The sequence below is a fragment of the Saccharopolyspora sp. NPDC003752 genome (assembly GCF_053605825.1).
The window spans coordinates 38,796-56,514 of record NZ_JBSGJZ010000050.1; the positions used below are offsets into that span (position 1 = coordinate 38,796).

Annotated in this window: 18 protein-coding genes; 8 read left to right on the top strand and 10 right to left on the bottom strand. The window is 68.5% G+C overall.

All coding sequences use genetic code 11. From position 1 onward, the window contains the following. Positions 1-64 precede the first annotated feature (64 nt). Positions 65-1,003 carry an acyl-CoA thioesterase II gene (gene tesB / locus ACWEV3_RS38075; RefSeq protein ID WP_452618556.1) on the top strand — a complete coding sequence of 313 codons (939 nt, stop codon included), beginning with the start codon at positions 65-67 and terminating at the stop codon, positions 1,001-1,003. Positions 1,004-1,034: 31 nt separating this feature from the next. Here tesB and ACWEV3_RS38080 read toward each other — a convergent pair whose 3' ends face one another. Next, on the bottom strand, positions 1,035-1,547 hold the full coding sequence (locus ACWEV3_RS38080; RefSeq protein WP_397529297.1) for an Lrp/AsnC family transcriptional regulator: 513 nt from the start codon (positions 1,545-1,547) through the stop codon (positions 1,035-1,037). Between the two features lie 92 nt (positions 1,548-1,639). Between ACWEV3_RS38080 and ACWEV3_RS38085 the strand changes: the two genes are divergently transcribed. The 3 genes from ACWEV3_RS38085 to ACWEV3_RS38095 all read left to right on the top strand — a co-directional run bounded on the left by ACWEV3_RS38085 (position 1,640) and on the right by ACWEV3_RS38095 (position 4,702). Further along, a complete protein-coding gene (locus ACWEV3_RS38085; protein ID WP_452618557.1) occupies positions 1,640-2,248 on the top strand; it encodes a LysE family translocator in 609 nt (202 codons plus the stop codon). A gap of 75 nt (positions 2,249-2,323) precedes the next feature. Continuing rightward, entirely contained in the window at positions 2,324-3,904 is a 1,581-nt protein-coding gene (dacB, locus tag ACWEV3_RS38090; RefSeq protein WP_452618558.1) for a D-alanyl-D-alanine carboxypeptidase/D-alanyl-D-alanine endopeptidase, read from the top strand. Positions 3,905-4,027: 123 nt separating this feature from the next. Continuing rightward, positions 4,028-4,702, top strand: a complete 675-nt coding sequence (locus ACWEV3_RS38095; RefSeq protein WP_452618559.1) for a DedA family protein — start codon at positions 4,028-4,030, stop codon at positions 4,700-4,702. A 106-nt stretch (positions 4,703-4,808) separates the two neighbouring features. On the opposite strand, the gene ACWEV3_RS38100 is transcribed toward ACWEV3_RS38095, so the two are convergent. The 4 genes from ACWEV3_RS38100 to ACWEV3_RS38115 form a co-directional block, all read right to left on the bottom strand. Beyond that, positions 4,809-6,236 (bottom strand): MFS transporter, encoded by a 1,428-nt coding sequence (locus ACWEV3_RS38100; protein WP_452618560.1) that lies wholly within the window; start codon positions 6,234-6,236, stop codon positions 4,809-4,811. Further along, complete coding sequence (locus ACWEV3_RS38105; protein WP_452618561.1) at positions 6,233-6,745, bottom strand: SRPBCC family protein; 513 nt, start codon at positions 6,743-6,745, stop codon at positions 6,233-6,235. Before ACWEV3_RS38105 ends, ACWEV3_RS38100 begins: the two co-directional genes overlap by 4 nt. Positions 6,746-6,859: 114 nt before the next feature. Continuing rightward, positions 6,860-8,077 (bottom strand): RNA polymerase sigma factor, encoded by a 1,218-nt coding sequence (locus tag ACWEV3_RS38110; protein ID WP_452618562.1) that lies wholly within the window; start codon positions 8,075-8,077, stop codon positions 6,860-6,862. Next, positions 8,074-8,409, bottom strand: coding sequence for a YciI family protein (locus ACWEV3_RS38115; RefSeq protein WP_452618563.1), 336 nt, complete (start codon positions 8,407-8,409; stop codon positions 8,074-8,076). The genes ACWEV3_RS38110 and ACWEV3_RS38115 overlap by 4 nt, the downstream gene beginning before the upstream one ends. A gap of 348 nt (positions 8,410-8,757) precedes the next feature. Between ACWEV3_RS38115 and ACWEV3_RS38120 the strand changes: the two genes are divergently transcribed. Continuing rightward, complete coding sequence (locus ACWEV3_RS38120) at positions 8,758-10,107, top strand: DUF222 domain-containing protein (RefSeq protein WP_452618564.1); 1,350 nt, start codon at positions 8,758-8,760, stop codon at positions 10,105-10,107. 85 nt (positions 10,108-10,192) lie between these two features. Here the strand turns inward: ACWEV3_RS38120 and ACWEV3_RS38125 are convergent, their stop codons facing one another. Together ACWEV3_RS38125 and ACWEV3_RS38130 are read right to left on the bottom strand one after the other, a co-directional pair. Continuing rightward, positions 10,193-10,780 carry a zinc finger domain-containing protein gene (locus tag ACWEV3_RS38125; protein ID WP_452618565.1) on the bottom strand — a complete coding sequence of 196 codons (588 nt, stop codon included), beginning with the start codon at positions 10,778-10,780 and terminating at the stop codon, positions 10,193-10,195. Positions 10,781-10,810: 30 nt separating this feature from the next. Beyond that, positions 10,811-11,062 carry a helix-turn-helix transcriptional regulator gene (locus ACWEV3_RS38130; protein ID WP_452618566.1) on the bottom strand — a complete coding sequence of 84 codons (252 nt, stop codon included), beginning with the start codon at positions 11,060-11,062 and terminating at the stop codon, positions 10,811-10,813. 208 nt (positions 11,063-11,270) lie between these two features. Here ACWEV3_RS38130 and ACWEV3_RS38135 point away from each other — a divergent pair, with 208 nt between their 5' ends. Together ACWEV3_RS38135 and ACWEV3_RS38140 are read left to right on the top strand one after the other, a co-directional pair. Beyond that, on the top strand, positions 11,271-11,663 hold the full coding sequence (locus tag ACWEV3_RS38135) for a helix-turn-helix domain-containing protein (protein WP_452618567.1): 393 nt from the start codon (positions 11,271-11,273) through the stop codon (positions 11,661-11,663). 204 nt (positions 11,664-11,867) lie between these two features. Then, the gene (locus tag ACWEV3_RS38140) at positions 11,868-12,293 is read left to right on the top strand and encodes a hypothetical protein (protein WP_452618568.1); all 426 of its coding nucleotides are present in this window, start codon (positions 11,868-11,870) and stop codon (positions 12,291-12,293) included. A 2-nt stretch (positions 12,294-12,295) separates the two neighbouring features. Here the strand turns inward: ACWEV3_RS38140 and ACWEV3_RS38145 are convergent, their stop codons facing one another. Together ACWEV3_RS38145 and ACWEV3_RS38150 are read right to left on the bottom strand one after the other, a co-directional pair. After that, complete coding sequence (locus ACWEV3_RS38145; RefSeq protein WP_452618569.1) at positions 12,296-13,462, bottom strand: NAD(P)/FAD-dependent oxidoreductase; 1,167 nt, start codon at positions 13,460-13,462, stop codon at positions 12,296-12,298. After that, complete coding sequence (locus ACWEV3_RS38150; protein WP_093261410.1) at positions 13,459-13,773, bottom strand: bifunctional 3-phenylpropionate/cinnamic acid dioxygenase ferredoxin subunit; 315 nt, start codon at positions 13,771-13,773, stop codon at positions 13,459-13,461. Before ACWEV3_RS38150 ends, ACWEV3_RS38145 begins: the two co-directional genes overlap by 4 nt. Before the next feature lie 283 nt (positions 13,774-14,056). Between ACWEV3_RS38150 and ACWEV3_RS38155 the strand changes: the two genes are divergently transcribed. Beyond that, the gene (locus tag ACWEV3_RS38155; protein ID WP_452618570.1) at positions 14,057-16,495 is read left to right on the top strand and encodes a GcvT family protein; all 2,439 of its coding nucleotides are present in this window, start codon (positions 14,057-14,059) and stop codon (positions 16,493-16,495) included. A 23-nt stretch (positions 16,496-16,518) separates the two neighbouring features. Here ACWEV3_RS38155 and ACWEV3_RS38160 read toward each other — a convergent pair. After that, positions 16,519-17,719 (bottom strand): IS110 family transposase (locus tag ACWEV3_RS38160; protein WP_452618571.1); only part of this gene is annotated, 1,201 nt, incomplete at its 5' end.

The window sequence follows — 17,719 nt, forward strand, 5'->3', positions numbered from 1 at the left end:
CTCGGACGGGAGCCACCCGGCGCTCCCGTCCGGAGATCCGGCGTACAACCCCGAGGAGCGCGCAGTGACCGAAGCTGCCCGAGCCGCCGCGGCCGATCCGGCCGGAACCCACCTGCAGGACGAGGTTCCGCTCGACGTCAACGGCATGCCGCACGGTCAACCGGTGCTGGACAGCCTGGTCGCGCTGCTCGACCTCGAACGCATCGAGGAGAACATCTTCCGCGGCGTCAGCCCGGCCTCGTCGCCGGTCCGCGTGTTCGGCGGTCAGGTCGCCGGCCAGGCGCTGGTCGCCGCAGGCCGCACGGTGCCTCCGGAGCGGCGGGTGCACTCGCTGCACGCCTACTTCATCCGGCCCGGCGACCCGAGCATCCCGATCGTCTACGAGGTGGACCGCACCCGGGACGGCCGGTCGTTCACCACGCGACGAGTGGTCGCCGTGCAGCGCGGCAAGGCGATCTTCTCGCTGTCCGCGTCCTTCCAGGTCGACGAGGACGGCATCGACCACGCCGAGCCCATGCCCGAGGTCCCGGACCCGGAGACGCTGCCGACCTACGGCGAGCAGATCGGCTCGATGATCGAGAAGCTCGGGCGCGCCCAGCCGCGGCCGATCGACGTGCGCTACGTGACCGAGCCGCCGTGGGTGAGCCGCGAGAACGGCCCGCGCGAGGCCCGCAGCCAGGTGTGGATGCGCGCCGACGGCGTGCTGCCCGACGACGACCTGCTGCACGTGTGCATCGCGGCCTTCGCCTCCGACATGACGCTGCTCGACGCGGTGCTGGCGCGGCACGGCGTGTACTGGGGCCTGGACAAGGTCAACGGCGCCAGCCTGGACCACGCGATGTGGTTCCACCGGCGCTTCCGCGCCGACGAGTGGCTGCTCTACGACTGCGCCTCGCCCAGCGCCTCCGGCGCCCGCGGCCTGGCCACCGGCCGGTTCTTCTCCCGCGACGGCCAGCTGGTCGCGACCGTCGTGCAAGAGGGCCTGCTCCGCGTCGGCGACTGATTTTCCGCAGTTTCAATTGAAACTGCGGAAATCATCCATCGCCGGACCGGCGGCGGCGCTTCGGACGCAGCTGCCGCGGCGGCGTCAGGGCTCGCGTGTGCAGCTGCTCCAGCACGATCGAGCTGGTGAAGTGCCGGACCTCGGTGCGAGACGCGAGCTTGTCCACCAGGAACTCCTGCAGGTGCTTGGTGTCCGCGACCGCCACGTGCAGCAGGAAGTCCGCCTGACCGCTGACGTGCAGCAGGGAGCGGGTTTCCGGCTGCCCCATCACGAACTCCCGGAACTGGTCGACGACCTGCCGGGTGTGCGGGCGGACGTTGATCGCCACCACCGCCTCCAGCGCCAGCCCCGTCGCCGCCGGGTTGACGTCGATGTGCGACCCGGTGATCACGCCCTGTTCCCGCAGGCGCCGAACCCGTTGCAGGCAGCTGGAAGCCGCCAGCCCGACCCGCTCGGCGAGCACCCGGTTCGGCAAGGTCGCGTCGTTCTGCAACTCCTCCAGGATCCGCCAGTCCACCGAATCCAGTTCTACAGATTCCTGCACAACCGAACATGCTACGGCGCAGCTGGCGAGACGGCGAACGAACGGCGGAAGATATGCGCAATCCACCGCTGATTCGATTCGAAGGAGCAGTCGTGCACATCGCCTGGGGGTCGTTCCTGCTGGCGCTGCTGGTGATCGTCCTGGTACCGGGGCCGGACTTCGTGCTGGTGACGCGCAACGCCGCGAACGGCGCGCGCTGGGGCTGGCTCGCGGCGGCGGGCGTCACCTGCGGGCTGCTGCTGCACGCGACGGCGGCGACCCTGGGGCTGTCCGCGCTGGTGATGACCGTGCCCGCGGCGCTGCTGGTGGTGAAGGTGATCGGCGTCGCCTACCTGGGCTGGATGGGCCTGCAGATCCTCCGCAAGTCCGGAACCGCGGCCGGGGCCCCGGAGGTGGACGTGCCCAGTTCCGGCCGCGCCGTCTTCCTGCGCGGGCTGCTGACCGACGTGCTCAACCCGAAGGTCATGCTGACCTTCCTGACGCTGCTGCCGCAGGCCATGGACCCGGCGGCGGAGCCGGTGAAGCAGGCCGCGCTGCTCAGCGGCGTCGCGGTGTCCGCGTTCGCGGCCTGGTGGCTCGTCGTGGTGCCCTCGGTGCAGTGGCTGTCCGCCTTCCTGTCCGACCCGCGCCGGCGGAAGGTCTTCGAGCGGTGCTGCGGCGGTGCGCTGCTGGCCATGGCGACCGCGATCGCCGTCGGCTGAGCAGTTCCGTTGACCGCCTGTGATGATCGTGCTTACTCTGCATGATCTGTTTCGGGCGAGCCGAGGGAGCTGCTCATGCGTCGACGGTGGGGACTGGCGGTCGGGCTCGCTGCGGCGCTGGGCGCGTCGGTCGCCTTCGTAGCACCGTCCGGAGCGGCACCTAGCGGGCCGGACGCGTTGCGCGTCGACCTCGACGACATCCTCGCCGACGAGCGGCTGAACGGGTCGCACGCCGGGGTCGTGGTGCGCGACCCGGCCACCGACGAGGTGCTCTACAGCAGGCAGGCGACCGACCGCGCGACCCCGGCGTCGAACGCGAAGCTGCTCACCTCGGCCGCGGCGCTGGAGGCGCTGGGGCCGGACTACCGGTTCCGCACCGACGTCGTGACCGCCGGGCGGCAGCACGGGCCGGTGCTGCTCGGCGACCTCTACCTGCGCGGCACCGGCGACCCGACGCTGCTCGCCGCCGACTACGACCGGCTCGCGGAACAGGTTGCGGCGTCCGGGGTTCGGGCCGTGCACGGTCAGTTGCTGGCCGATGGCACCTGGTTCGACGACGTGCCGCTGGGCACCGGCTGGGCGTGGGACGACGAGCCGTACTACTACGCCGCACCGGTTTCCGCGCTGACCGTGGCTCCGAACACCGACTTCGACGCCGGGACCGCGCTCGTGCGGGTCAGCCCGACGGTCGAGGGGAGCCGGGCCGAGGTGCGGCTGGAACCGGCCACCGGCGTCGTGCAGATCGACAACCGGACCACCACTTCGGCCGCGGACGGCGAACTCGACGTGACCGTGCAGCGCGACCACGGCGGTTCCCGGGTGGTGGTGACCGGGAGCGTGCCGGCCGGTTCGCAGCCGTTCGAAGACTTCACCTCGGTGCCGGATGCGTCCGCGTACGCCGCCGACGTCTTCGCCCGCGCGCTGGCCGCGCACGGCGTGACGATCAAGGGGACCGGGGAGGGGACCGCGCCGGCCGACGCGCGGGCGCTCGCCTCGCGGCAGTCGATGCCGCTGCGGGAACTCCTGGTCCCCTTCCTGAAGCTCAGCAACAACGGGCACGCGGAAGTCCTGGTCAAAGCGATGGGGCGGGAAGCCCGCGGCGAGGGCAGCTGGTCGGCCGGGCTGGAAGTGCTGACCGAGGAGCTGAGCGGTCTCGGCGTGAACCCGGACGTGCTGCGCGTGGTGGACGGTTCCGGTCTGTCCACGATGGACCAGGTGACGCCGGAACAGCTGGCCCTGCTGCTGGACAACGCGCGCGAGCGGCCCTGGTTCCGGTCCTGGTACGACGCGCTGCCGATCGCCGGGGTAGCGGACCGCATGGTCGGCGGCACGCTCCGCAACCGGATGGGCGGAACCGCGGCGCAGAACAACGTCCACGCCAAGACCGGATCGCTGACCGGGGTCACGTCGCTGTCCGGCTACGTCACCGCCGCCAACGGCCGCGAACTGGTCTTCTCGGTGGTGTTCAACGACTTCCTCGGCGGCTCCCCGCGAGACCTGGAGGACGCGATCGCGGTCCGGCTGGCCGAGTACGACGGCGCCGATGACCGGCCGAGCGGCCGCGTGCACGTGCCGAAGTCGCGCACGCACGTCGACGATCCGGGCACGCCGGTCGACGAAAGTGCCCTGGAATGCTCGTGGGTGAAGGCGTGCTGACCCGGAAGGGCCGGTGTGACCCCGGTCTCGGGGAAGGCTAAGGGGCATTCCGGAGACCGGGGCGCGGTTACGCCGGTAGCGTGAACGGGGTCAAGCCAGCACGCATGCCGAGGAGCCCGTCCCGTGACCTTCATCAGCGACATCCTGGCAGTCGTCGGAGGCTTGCCGAAGCCGCTATTGGTCCTGGTGACCGGCGCATTGGTGCTCGGCGAATGCACCATCGGCCTGGGCTTCCTGGTGCCCGGCGAGAGCGGCCTGCTGATCGCCTCGGCGGCGGTGACCGACGTCGGGTTCTTCATCCTGCTGGCCTCCGTCGTCGCGGTGTGCGCGGCGGTCGGCGACAACATCGGATTCTGGCTCGGGCGCCGCTACCGGCTGAAGATGCGCGAGACGAAGGTGGTGCGCAAGCTCGGCCAGAAGCACTGGGACCGGGCCGGGGAGCTGCTGTGCAAGTGGGGCGTGGGGGCCGTGCTGGTGGCGCGGTTCCTGCCGGTGGTGCGGACCCTGATGCCGGCCGCGGCCGGGGCGAGCGGGATGTCGTACGCGCGGTTCTTCGTGTCGTCGTTGATCGGGGCGATCGCCTGGTCCGCGACGCATGTGAGCATCGGGTGGGCCGCTGGGGCTTCGGCGAAGTACATCGAGGAGACGTTGGGGCGGGCCAGTTGGGTGCTGGTCGTTGTCGTGGTGCTTGTCGGGGTGGGGGTTTGGTACGCCAAGCGGCGGCGGTCGCAGCGGGCCGTTGCGACCGCCGAGGCTCCGTCAGGTGGTGAGTTGGAGGACGTTGAGTCCGCGGCTTGATTTTGGGGTTTGTTGGGCAGGCTTCTGGGTTCCCGGGGGCCTGTTCTTCTTTTGGTTTGGGGTGGGGCGGGACTTTTAGCAGGGCGCAGGCCAGGGCGGCAACCGGTTAGGTGCCGCGCCGGAAGCCGGTTGCTGCGACGATGGCTCCGAGACCGGCGAGGATACCGATAGCGGCGAATGCGGTGTGGAAGCCGTCGAGGCCGGTTCCGGCTACGAGGACTGTTGATACGGCGGCGACGCCTGCCGCGCCGCCGATCTCGCGCATTGTCTCGAGCAAGCCCGATGCGAGTCCTGATTCCGATTCGGTGACACCGGACAGCGCGCCGATCTGGAGCGAGGGCCCGCAGACCCCGAAGCCGAGCCCGGCGACCAGGAACGCCGGAAGCAGGTCGGTGAGGTAGCCGGCGTCGGCGGGGACCCGAGCAAGCCACACCACTCCGACGGTCACCAGCGTCAGGCCGGTTACCAGCAGGCGCCGGACGCCCACGGCGGCTGCGAGACGGCCGACGGTCCACGCGACTCCGAACCCGGTCGTTGTCGTGGCCAGCCACGCCAGACCTGTTCGCGCTGCCGAGTAGCCGAGTTTCTGCTGCATCAGCAGCGATCCGAGGAAGATGAACGAGAAGAACGCGCCGAATGCGAGCAGCGCGGTGAGGTTCGCCGCGACGAGCGTGCGGTTCCTCAGCGCCCTGGTCGGCACGAGCGGGGCTGGTGAACGCTTCTCCGACCACACGAACACGGCCATCAGCACGCCGGACGCGGTGAACCACGCCAGTGTGCCGGCGGAGGTCCATTCGCGGGTGGAGGCATGGTGGAGTGCGTAGACGAATGTCAGCAGTCCGCCGGTCACCGTGCTGGCCGCTGCGACGTCGAGCCGCCCGGAACGGCCACGGGGCTCATCGGCCGCAAGGCAGGTGATGGCGAGTGCGATGAGCGCGAGGCCGGCGGGAACGTTGACGAAGAACGCCCACCGCCAGCCCGGACCAGCGGCAATGAGACCGCTCGCGACAACGCCCACCGTTCCGGCTACTCCGCCGACGGCTCCGACGATGCCGAGAGCCCGATTGCGTTCCCGCCCTTCACGGAAGGTGACAGCCAGCAGCGACAAGACTGCCGGTGCGATGAGTGCACCGCCCAACCCCTGGAGCCCACGCGCCGCGATCAGCACGCCGCTGTGCTGCGCCGCACCCGCCACCAGCGACGCGGCGGTGAACAAGCCAAGGCCGGCGAGCAAGACGCGACGTCGTCCTAGCAGGTCGGTCATCCGGCCACCGACGAGGAGGAATCCGCCGAGCAGGAGACCGTAGGCGACGACAATCCACTGCAAACCGCCTTGGCTGATTCTGAGATCTCGCTGGATCGAGGGCAGGGCCACGTTCACGATGGCGATGTCGAGGCCCACCATCGCCATGGCGGCGCACGCCAGTACCAGCACGAGCCCTTGGCGAGGCCGTGCCTTCTCCTCGCGCGTGGTTTCCACGGTGCTTTCCATGGCAGACATGGGTTCGGTGTCCTTCAACTCGCGGCGGTTCACCGGCGGTAGCTCGCCATGGGCTGGCCGGCGCCGGTGGTGAGCAGCTGCGGCAGGCTCTTGGTGATGAAGAAGGTCCAGGCGCGCGAGCACGCTTCGAAGCAGGCGGACTCCGCCGCGGTGAGGCCTTCGTGCGTGAAATGCAGCGTCGTGCCCTGCGCGTCGGTGGTGATGTCGAAGATGACGTTGGTGTCGGTCCACTCGTCACGGTCGTCGATGAAGGTGCGGTCGGAGGGCCGCGAGCGCACGCAGTCCACGACGTGCCAGACCACCCGTCGGCCGGGCACGAACTCGGTGATCTGGAACCGGGCGAAACGGATGCCCCCCTTGGCTCGGGCGGTCTCACCGGCGAATTCGCTGTCGTCGGTGAAGACGAACTCGTCGTGCAAGGCGGCAGAGTGGCCGATGAGGTTCTCGCTCCACCAGCCGCGGACGTTGGTAATGGCCTCGAAGACCTGCTCCGGCGTCCGGTCGACGGTCACGGTGGCAGTCAGGTGCTCGGTGTCCGACATCGTCCTTGCCTCTCTCCTGGGTGGTTTCGCCCCACCGACGAAGGAGGCCGCCCGGGATCGACATCGACCGGGAAGAAACTTCGAAAAATTCGGCTGCGATGGCCTTTGTGCCGGTCAGAGCTCGGAAAGACGACCCGCCAGATAGCGACGTTCGGCGTCGGTCGGCGCCAGTTTCAGCGCCTCCTCGTAGGACGTCGCGGCCTCGGCGAGGCGGCCGTCCCGGCGGAGAAGATCGGCCCGTGTCGCGGGCAGCAGGTAGTAGCCATCGAGCTCGCCGGACTCGGTGAGATCGTCGACGAGGGCGAGTCCGGCGGGGATGCCGTCGGCCATCGCGATCGCCACGGCGCGGTTGAGGTCCACCACGGGAGATGGCGCCAACCGCATGAGCTCCGCGTAGAGGGCGGCGATCTGCGGCCAGTCGGTAGCCGCGGCGTCGGGCGCTGTGGCGTGACAGGCGGCAATCGCGGCCTGCACCTGATACGGCCCGGCGCGCCGCACGGCCAACGCTTGGTCAAGCGTCGTAAGGCCTTCGGCGATCAGCGCGCGATCCCACTGGGATCGGTCCTGGTTCTCCAACGTGACCAGCACGCCGTCGTCGGTGCGATTCGCGCGGCGGGCCTCGAGCAGCAGCATCAACGCCAACAAGCCGCGCGCCTCAGGCTCGGTCGGCATCAGGCGGACCAGCGTCCGGGCGAGGTGGATCCCCTCAGCGGCCAGCGCCCTGCGCCCGTCTTCTTCGTCGTAGCCCTCGTTGAAGATCAGGTACAGCACCGCGAGGACAGCTGTCAGCCGGTGCGGCAGGAGCTCTGCCGGTGGAACCCGGTACGGTATCCCGGCTTCGATGATCTTGCGCTTGGCGCGCACCAGGCGTTGCGCCATCGTCGGTTCGGCGGTCAGGAACGCCTTGGCGATCTCACCCGTGCTCAGCCCCGCCAGCGTCCGTAGCGTCAGGGCGACCCGGGCGGGGAACGGCAGCGCGGGATGGCAGCACGTGAAGATCAGCCGCAACCGCTCGTCCGGAATCTCCTCAGCCGACGGCTCGATCGGATCCCGCTCCAGCGCAGCGAGCTGCCGCAACTTCGCCGCCCCCGTTGCGTCCCGCCGCAGCCGATCGGTCGCCCGGTGACGTGCCGTCGTCGTCAGCCACGCACCCGGACGAGCCGGAACGCCATCGCGTGCCCACGTCGCCAACGCGGCGGCGAACGCGTCCTGCGCGCAGTCCTCCGCCAGATCCCAGTTCCCGGTCAGCCCGATCAGCGTGGCGACCACTTGGCCCCACTCGTCCCGGTACGCCGCATCGACCGCGGCACGAACCGCCTCCGGCGCGGTCATTCCCAGACGGGGCGGACCTCGACACAACCCCGGCTCGCGTAGGGGTGCCGGGCCGCGATCGCGATCGCCTCGTCCAGATCGACGCACTCGATGATGTCAATACCGCCGATGAAGTCCTTCGTCTCCGCGAACGGACCATCGGACACCAGCGTCTCCCCATCACGGACACGGACCGTCGTCGCATCCGCCACCGGACGCAACCGCGCACCACCGATAATGGCTCCCCGCCGGCCCACCTCCGCCCCATACGCCTGATGCGCCGGGTCCGCCGCAATCTCCTCCATGGTCGGCGACACCTTCTCGTCGTCACAGATCAGGAGCACATACTTCATGAGGCCACTATGCCCGACCTGCCCGATCCGCTCGAACGCCACACCTCTGCCGACGATCGGCCGCCGCCCCATCGGGATCATGGTGGGGCTTGGCTTCGGGGTGATCCGTTGCCGGGGTTGGGTCGTTGTGAGGATGAGGCGATTTGGCGGGCAGTTGCCCCATGGTCGCCGGACGCTTGCGCATGACCGATGGCGGCGCGGGTTTGGTGGCGGATGGGGTCGCCTTCGGCGTGTCGTGCACGGATTTCGTTGGCGCGGCCGTGTTTTTGGATCGCGGTCGGGTGTTTCACCTGATCAAGCGACCATAAAAACAGTGCGAATGCAAGTTCGAATCAGGAGAATGGAGGTATGACACCGCTGCTGAACATCCAGGACTCGACTGTGCAGGCCATGCCTCAACAGTCGGCGGTGTCATGCACCGATGCCGAACTCGCGGCCCGTATCCAGGAACTGGAAGCCGAGATGCGGGTGCTGATGTGGGAGCAGCTGCAGTACATCGCCGAAGCCGGCCACCGGGCAATTCACGCCGAGACCACCGCCCGATCACTGCAAGTCTGGTTGCAGGGGCTGCTCAACATCGACCCGCGCGACGCGAAAACCCGCGTCACGGTGGCCCGCAATGTCGAGGACCGGCAAGCCTTCCACGGTGAGCTCATGCCACCGGAACTGCCCGGCACCGCCGCCGCTTTGGCTGAAGGTGCGATCGGGCTGGAGCACGCGCGCGTCATCGTCAACGGCATTCGCCGCCTACCCGAGTACGCGCGCTGTCACCAGGTCGCCGAGGTTGAGGCGACTCTTGCGGGGTATGCGCGGACGATGTCGCCGAGGGAGCTGGAGAAACTCGCCGAACGCATCCGCTACCTCCTCGACCAGGACGGCGCGTACCGCGATGAGGAAACCCAGCACGAGGCACGGGAGTTGTACTACGGCACCACCCGGGATGGGATGACCGTCATCAAGGCGAAGCTGGACCGTGAGACTGGTGCGAAGTTCGCCGCGCTTATGCAACCGCTGGCCGCGCCTCGACCCGAGATCGACGGGGAGAAAGACCCCCGCACGGTCGGGCAGCGCAACGCCGACGGATTCGCCGCGCTGCTGGACCTGGCGCTGGACCACGACGGAATGCCCCGCACCGGCGGACAACGACCGCAGATGACGATTGCCATCGACTTCGACGACCTCAAGCGGGGCTTGGAGATCATCGGTGAGGACGGCATGCCCGGCACCCTCAACACCGAACGCGCCATCACCGCCCACAACGCCCGCCGCATCGCGTGTGACGCCGAAATCCTGCCGATGGTGCTTGGCGGTGACAGTCTGCCGTTGGATGTGGGTAGGGCGAAACGAACCGCGCCCACCCACATTCGCGCCGCGTTGCTTCGGCGCGATGGCGTGTGCGCCTTCCCGGGGTGTGACCGGCCGCCGGGGACACCGGAAGCGCACCACGTCCAACACTGGGCCGACGGCGGAGCCACCGACCTGAACAACATGGTGATGCTCTGCGCACACCACCACCGCACACTCCACAACCAACGCTGGGACATCACCATGCACGACGGGCGACCCGAGTTCATCCCACCGCCCACAATGGACCCCAGGCGAACACCCAGACCAGGCGGCACAGCACTACCCACCCAACACCGCGAACACCTCCGGGAGCTCATCCCCGCACCACGGGGCCCGGCGGGCGATTCGTGACGCCCAAGTGATGCTGACGGGGCGGAAGCCTTCTGGATTCCCGCCCCGGCATGAGTGAGTGCTGCGGACAAACCCTCGGAAGGGGCTAATGCTCGGCGAGGCGTACGCGTGATCTGTGTGGGTGCTTCATGCGGGCGAATCGACCTTCGCTGGTTCGCCAGGTGCAAGCGACTCCTGGGTGGGCGAGGCAGCTCGGGCACTGGATCGCGAGTGCGCTTCTACGTGTGTCGAGCTCAGATTCCGTTCCCCAGCCGAGCTTTTGGCCAAGGTCCACGAGGACTTTGCGGACGTGGACAGGATTTGCTCGGCCGGCGTCATCACCTGCTTCTCTGATGGATTCCGGTACCGGGTTGAGTGGCTCATTCGGCCTGGTGACCCGCTGGTCATCGTCCAATTCGTTGGTGCGGAAGCGGGGATGTCCGTTAAAGCGGTATCGAGTGATCAGCGACTTTCGTGAGAACCGGGTGAGTCCCTCGCGAACGAAGCTTCGGGCCTCGATCGGATCGTCGTCAAGCGCGAACAGCTCGGCGGCGATCTGCCGATAGTCGTCCGTCCCGACACCGTCCTCGTCCACGTAGGACCGCAAACCGACCCAGAGCAGTCGGAAGTCGCGTGGCAACTCGGCGAGGGCTGATGACCGCCAGAACCATGGTTCGATCGAGCGGGTGCGCATCGCTCAGGAGATCCTTTCGTGCGGTGAGAGTTATCGCGGGAGGTGCGGTCCTCTTGGCTTCTCGCTGGAATGGGCGAAGTCGAACAGCTCCGGCAGCGCTTCCTCGCCGAAGATCACCGCACAGGCGGCGATGAGCTCGGGGCCTGGCTGGCTGCCATTGAGCGCGCGATACACCGTTGAGCGACTCAGCTGCGCCGCTTCGGCGAAATCGTCGACATTCCACCCACGCGCGTTGCGGTAGTCCCGGAACTTGTCCGAGCGTAGGTGGACGAGGTACGGCATGAGAGTCCTCTCAAATCTGTCTCATGAATGAGACTCTCATTCATGAGATTGGATTGATGTTGGACTCTAATGGATTACTTTCTCCGGGTCCACTCTGTCGCAATCTTGATACAGCGATGAGGGGGAAGGGGTGTGCTGCTGGCGGGATCAAGGCTCGCGGGCCGCGAAGGCTATCCCGGGTTGCATGCGTGCGACTAGGCTCGCATGCATGGCAGTGAGTGGCTCTGACAACGTTGTCGATGACGACGGAGAAGGCGGTGATTTCGTCGAGTACCTTGAGCGACATCTGGCGGAGCGCGGCTGGACGGTCCACGACTTCTGTGAGCACAGCGGACTCAAACCCAGCGTTGTTTTCCGTTGGCGCAAGGGATATAGGCCGGACATCGGCAACGCGCGGATCATGGCGAAGGCGCTCAGCGTGCCCCTTCTTGAAGTGCTCGTGAAGGCTGGGCGACTGACGGCTGCTGAGGCGAACGCCGACGTCCGGATTGTGCCGGAGCTCAGTGAGGTGCCAGTTGCGGTTCTCATGCGAGAACTTGCTGTTCGGGTAGCCCGGCTCGAGAGTGACGAAGGGTCGAGAACGGAAGTGCGCAACCAATAGTGCTGGCTACGGTATGTGAACGAATGATCGCTAAACGGACTAATCTATCCTGATCGGCAGGACCATTCTGTGTGACCTTGATCTCAAATCGAACACAAAAGCGACCGCGGCGTGACAAGTGGCTCTCTGAGGAGTGGACTTTCACAAGCAACCGGATGAGAGGGGGCAACGCGTCCCCACGTTGGCGCTGGGGGAGCACGGGCCATGCACGCGAAGCCACGGTCGGTGGAGATTCCACTTCCGCGGACCGGTGACCGGCTGAATCTGGCCGTCGAGGACCAGGATGATGAGAGCTGTGTGATCGCTTGGATGGACAGTGATCGCGACGGCAAGTGCGAACCGTGTGAGTTCGACCCGGATGAGGCTCGGCACGTGGCGCAGACTCTGCTCGACCTCCTGCGTTCGATGGAGGGCGCCGCGACGATCGCTGTTCCACGGCCGAGTGATCGGCGGTTGATTCTGGTCGTGGAGCACGAGGGTGACGAGAGCTATCTGACCGCCTGTCTTGGCAACAAGAGCAGCGACGGAAGTTACGAGGCGTGCGAGTTCAACTCCGAGGACGTGCGCCTCGTGGCACAAGCCCTCCGCGAGCTCGCGGATTGTGCTGACGAGATGCGCAATCGGGCGTGAGGTCAGCCGACCGGTGTTGTGGGTTTTGCGGTGAGTTGTCTGCGGTGTTTGGTGAACAGCTTCGGGTTGTTCATCGCTAGGAATGCCGTGGTTTCGTTCGCTCGGTGGAACCGGGCTACGAAGCGGCGGTCGTCCGGTGATCCGTCGACGATCTCCACTTCGTCCTTCGGGCTCGCGTGGCCGGCGAACTGGATTCGTACTCCGTACTGCTCCGACCAGAAGTACGGCACCGTCGTGAAGTTCCGCGCCGTACGCCCCGCGAGGAGGTTGTGGATCGCTGTTGCCGGTTGTTCCAGCGCCGTGGTCCAGTGCTCGAACCGTTGCGCTCCGTTCGGCGTGCCGTAGTTGGCCACGTCGCCGACCGCCACCACGTTCGGCAGGTTCGTGACTCCGCCTGCGTCGCACTGCACGCCGTTCGACACCGTCAGGTCCGAGCCGTGCAGCCAGTCGGTGTTCGGGCGGGCTCCGATGCCGATCACCACCACATCGGCCGGGAGGACGGTGCCGTCCGTGAGCTCGACCGCCGTGACCCGGTGTTCCCCGTGCAGTCGCTCGACTCCTGCTCCGCAGAGCAGTCGCACATCGTGGTCCGCGTGCAGGGCAGCGCACACCGCGCCCAGTTCCGGGCCCACGACGTGCGCGAGCGGGACTTCGAGCGCCTCCACCACCGTCACTCCGAGACCGAGCATTCGGCAGGTCGATGCCACTTCGGCGCCCACGAATCCGGCGCCGACGATTACCGCTCGCGCTCCCGGGCGCAGGTCGTCGCGCAGGGCTATCGCGTCGTCGAGGGTGCGCAGCGTGTGCACTCCTGGTGGCGTTGCGGGCAGCGTCCTCGGGGTTGCGCCGGTTGCGATCACCACCCCGTCCGCTCGGCAATGCGTGCCGTCGTCCAGCTCGATCGCGCCGTCCGCCGTCGACAGGGCGACTGCGCGGCGACCCAGGCGCCAGGTCGCGTCCACTTCGGCGAGGTCCGGTTCCTCCGCCAGCGCGAGGTCGCTCGCTTCTTGCTTCCCGGCGAGGAAATCCTTCGACAGCGGCGGTCGGTCGTACGGCCGGTGCGGTTCGTCTCCGATCAGCTCTATTCGGCCCTCGAAGCCCTGCGCGCGCAGTTCCTGCGCCGCTCGCCAGCCTGCCAGGGACGCGCCGACGATCGCGACCGCCCTCATGCGACTTCCTGCGCTTCGGTCTCGACGTAGATCGTTCCGTCCGCGACCTGCACCGGGTACGTCCGCACCGGGCGCTTCGCCGGCAGACCGCACGGCAGGCCCGTGCGCAGGTCGAACGCCGCCGCGTGCAGCGGGCACTCGACCCGGCAGTCCTCCACCCAGCCCTCCGCCAGCGAGGCGTCCTGGTGGGTGCAGGTGTCGTCGATGGCGTAGAGGTCGCCTTCCACGTTGAACACCGCGATCGGGACGTGCGCCTCGATGCGGACGGACTCGCCGGGCGGCAGATCGGACACTCGGCAGGCTTCGAACATCTTGGACCTCCGTTGCGCTATCCAGAACACGGAGTGCGATGCGCAACAATGTGCGGCTTCGGTCCCGGGCTCGTCAAGGGGTTCGGTCGGCACATCGTGCGCGGCCTCCATTCGTGTTACACGGCCGAAAAAACCCGTTGTGCGCTCTTGACGGCCCCCGGCGCTACCGGCGACGGTGTTGCTCTCAACGAAACTCGGCGCGCATCGCGCAACAAAATCCCTGCTGCTTCTTGAGCCGGTGACCCCGTGCTGCCGGCGTCGACGCACCCACCCAGGAGGCCTCATGGGCAACCAACCCCGCGTGGTCGTCATCGGAGCCGGAATCGTCGGCTGCTCGCTGGCCGACGAGCTCACCGAACGCGGCTGGACCGACGTCACCGTCCTCGAACAGGGCCCGCTGTTCGCCACCGGCGGCTCCACCTCGCACGCCCCCGGCCTGGTGTTCCAGGCCAACCCGTGCCGGACCATGACCCGGTTCGCGGCCTACACCGCCGCCAAGTACCGCAGTCTCGACCTCGACGGTGAGTGGTGCTTCCGGCAGCTCGGCGGGCTCGAGGTGGCCGGTTCCGCGGCGCGCTGGGACGAGGTCGAGCGGCGGCACGGCTGGCTCACCTCGTGGGGCGTCGAGAGCCGCCTGATCGATCCCGACGAGTGCGCCGAGCTGCACCCGCTGGTCGATCCGGCGCGGATCCTCGGCGGGCTGCACATTCCCACCGACGGGCTGGCCAAGCCGGTGCGCGCCGCCGAAGCGCAGGCGCGGCGTGCGATCGCTCGGGGCGCGCGGTTCCTGCCCGGGCAGCGCGTCGTTTCCATCGAGCGCGGCGGCGGGCGGGTGACCGCCGTCGTGACCGAACAGGACCGGTTCCCCGCCGACGTCGTCATCTCCTGCGTCGGCATGTGGGGGCCTCACATGGGTGCGCTGGTGGACCTCGACGTCCCGCTCGTGCCGATGGCGCACCAGTACGCCAAGACCGGGCCGGTCGCCGCCATCGCCGGGCGCAACGACGAGCGGACCGAGGCCGGGCTGCCGATCCTGCGGCACCAGGACGGCGACCTCTACTTCCGGGAGCACGTCGGCCGCATCGGCATCGGCTACTACGGGCACCGCCCCCTGCCGATCGATGCCGGCGACATCCGCGCCCCCGGCCAGACCGCCGAGATGCCGTCGATCGAGCCGTTCACCGCCGCCGACTTCCGGCCCGGCTGGGAGGAGGCCGTTTCGCTGCTGCCCGCGCTGGCCGGCACCGAGGTCGCCGAAGGGATCAACGGCCTGTTCTCCTTCACCCCGGACGGGATGCCGCTGCTCGGCGAGCATCCCGACCTGCGCGGGTTCTGGCTGGCCGAGGCCGTGTGGATCACCCACTCCGCCGGGGTCGCCCGGGCGATGGCGCAGTGGCTCGTCGACGGGCAGCCCGCGGAATCCCTGCACTCGTGCGATCTCAACCGGTTCGAACCCGCGCAGCGCAGCCCCGAATACGTGCACGCGCGCAGTTGCCGCAGTTTCGTCGAGGTCTACGACATCCTGCACCCGCTCGAACCCGGGCAGGAGCCGCGGCCGATGCGGACGAGCCCGTTCTACGAGCGGCAGCAGGAGCTCGGCGCCGAGTTCCTCGAAGCCGCCGGGTGGGAACGCCCGCACTGGTACGCGGCCAACGCCGGGCTGCCGGAGGTCGAGGAGGTGCCCGGTCGCGGGGACTGGGCCTCGCGGTTCTGGTCGCCGATCGCCGGGGCCGAGGCCCTGGTCACCCGCAAGCGCGTCGCGCTGTTCGACATGACGCCGCTCAAGCGGCTGGAGGTGACCGGGCCCGGGGCGCTGGAATTCCTGCAGTGGCTGACCACCAACCAGCTCGCGAAGAAACCCGGTTCGGTCACCTACACCCTGTCCCTGGACGCCGCCGGCGGGGTGCGCAGCGACCTCACCGTGGCGCGGCTGTCCGAGCAGCGCTTCCAGGTTGGCGCCAACGGGAACCTCGACCTGGCCTGGATGCGGCGGCAGCTGCCCGACGACGGCCGGGTGCAGGTCCGGGACATCACCGGCGGGACCTGCTGCATCGGCGTGTGGGGTCCGCTCGCGCGCGCCCTCGTGCAGCCGCTGACCAGCACCGACTTCTCGCACGAGGGCTTCGGCTTCTTCAAGAACAAGCGCGCGTTCGTCGGCGGCGTCCCGGTGACCGCCATGCGCCTGTCCTACGTGGGCGAGCTCGGTTGGGAGCTGTACACCGACGCCGACCAGGGGCGCAGGCTCTGGGACGCGCTGTGGGACGCCGGGCAGCAGCACGGGATCATCGCCGCCGGTCGCAGCGCCTTCAACAGCCTGCGGCTGGAGAAGGGCTACCGGTCGTGGGGCGCGGACATGACAACCGAGCACGATCCGTTCGAGGCCGGTGTCGGGTTCGCCGTCCGGATGGACAAGGACTTCCTCGGCCGCGAGGCGCTGCAGCGGCGCGAGGCCCGCCGCCGGCTGAGCCCGCTGCTGATCAAGGACCGGGAGACCGTGGTCATGGGGTCCGAGCCCGTCCATGCCGACGGCGCTCCGGTCGGCTACGTCACCAGCGCGGCCTACGGCTACAGCATCGGCGAGAGCATCGCGTACGCCTGGCTGCCTGGCTCGCTCGCCGTGCCCGGCAACGCCGTGGAGATCGAGTACTTCGGCGAGAAGGTGCCCGCGGTGGTCGCCGAGGAGCCGCTGTTCGACCCCGAGATGAAGCGTCTGCGCAGCTGAAAGACATCCCAGGAGCTTGAATGTCAAGCCGCAGCCGAGTTGACGTGATGGGCCCAAGCGGTCGTTTCGTCGTAGAGGGTGCCGGTTTTGAGGCAGCCGTGGAGGATGCCGACGAGCCGGTTGGCGAGTTGACGCAGGGCGGCGTTGTGGCCGGCGCCGCGGGCGCGTTGCCGGTCGTAGTATGCGCGTGCTCCCGACGAGAGTCGCAAGGCGCTGAAGGCCTGGGTGGTGAGTGCGTCGATGAGCCGGTCGTTGTGGACGAAGCGGGCCAGGGCGACCTTCTTCTTGCCCGACGCGCGGGTGATCGGGGAGGTGCCGGCGTAGTTCTTGCGGGCTTTGGCGCTGGCGTAGCGGTGGGGGTCGTCGCCGAACTCTGCGAGCACCCGGGCGCCGAGGACCGGCCCCAGACCGGGCTGGGACAGGATGATCTCAGCGGCCGGGTGCTGCCCAAAATGGGCCTCGACCTGCCCTTGCAGGGTTTTGACCTGAGTGCCCAGGACGGTCAGGACCGCCAGCAGCGCCTGGATGGAGGCGGCGTAGGCGGCGACCACGACCTCCGGCTGGCCGAGGTGCTCAGCGCGCAGCGCGGCCTGGATCGCCTCCGCCTTCTCGGTGATGTCCTTGCGGCGTGCCCGTTTCAACGCGGCGCTGATCTGTGTGATCGTCAACCGGGCGGCCTGGGCCGGGGTAGGTGCCTTGGCCAGCAATTCCAGGGCGTCGGCGGCGTCGAGGTCGTCGAAGGCGACCAGCGCGGCGGGGAAGTAGTCCCGCAGTGCGTGCCGCAGCCGCTGGGTGTGGCGAGTCCGTTCCCAGATCAGCATCTTGTGCGTTCGGGCCACCACTTTGATCGCCTCGGCCTGGGCGCTGTCACCGGCCACCGGCCGCAACTCGTGGCCGTGGGTGCGGACCATGTCGGCCAGCACGTGAGCGTCACCGGCGTCACTCTTGGCTCCCGAGACACCCAGCCGGTCACGAAACCTGGCGGCTTGCAACGGGTTCACCGCCAGCACCGTGTACCCGGCCGCGACCAACGCCGCCACCCACGGTCCCCGGTCGGTCTCGATGCCGACCAGCACCTCGACCTCGTCGGCGTCGTCACCGGCCAACTCCCCGACGATCGCGTGCAACCGGGCCATTCCCGCAACCCCTTCGGGCAGCCGGGCTTTGGCCAGTCTGCGACCCGAGCCGTCCATCACCTCCACATCGTGATGGTCCTCGGCCCAG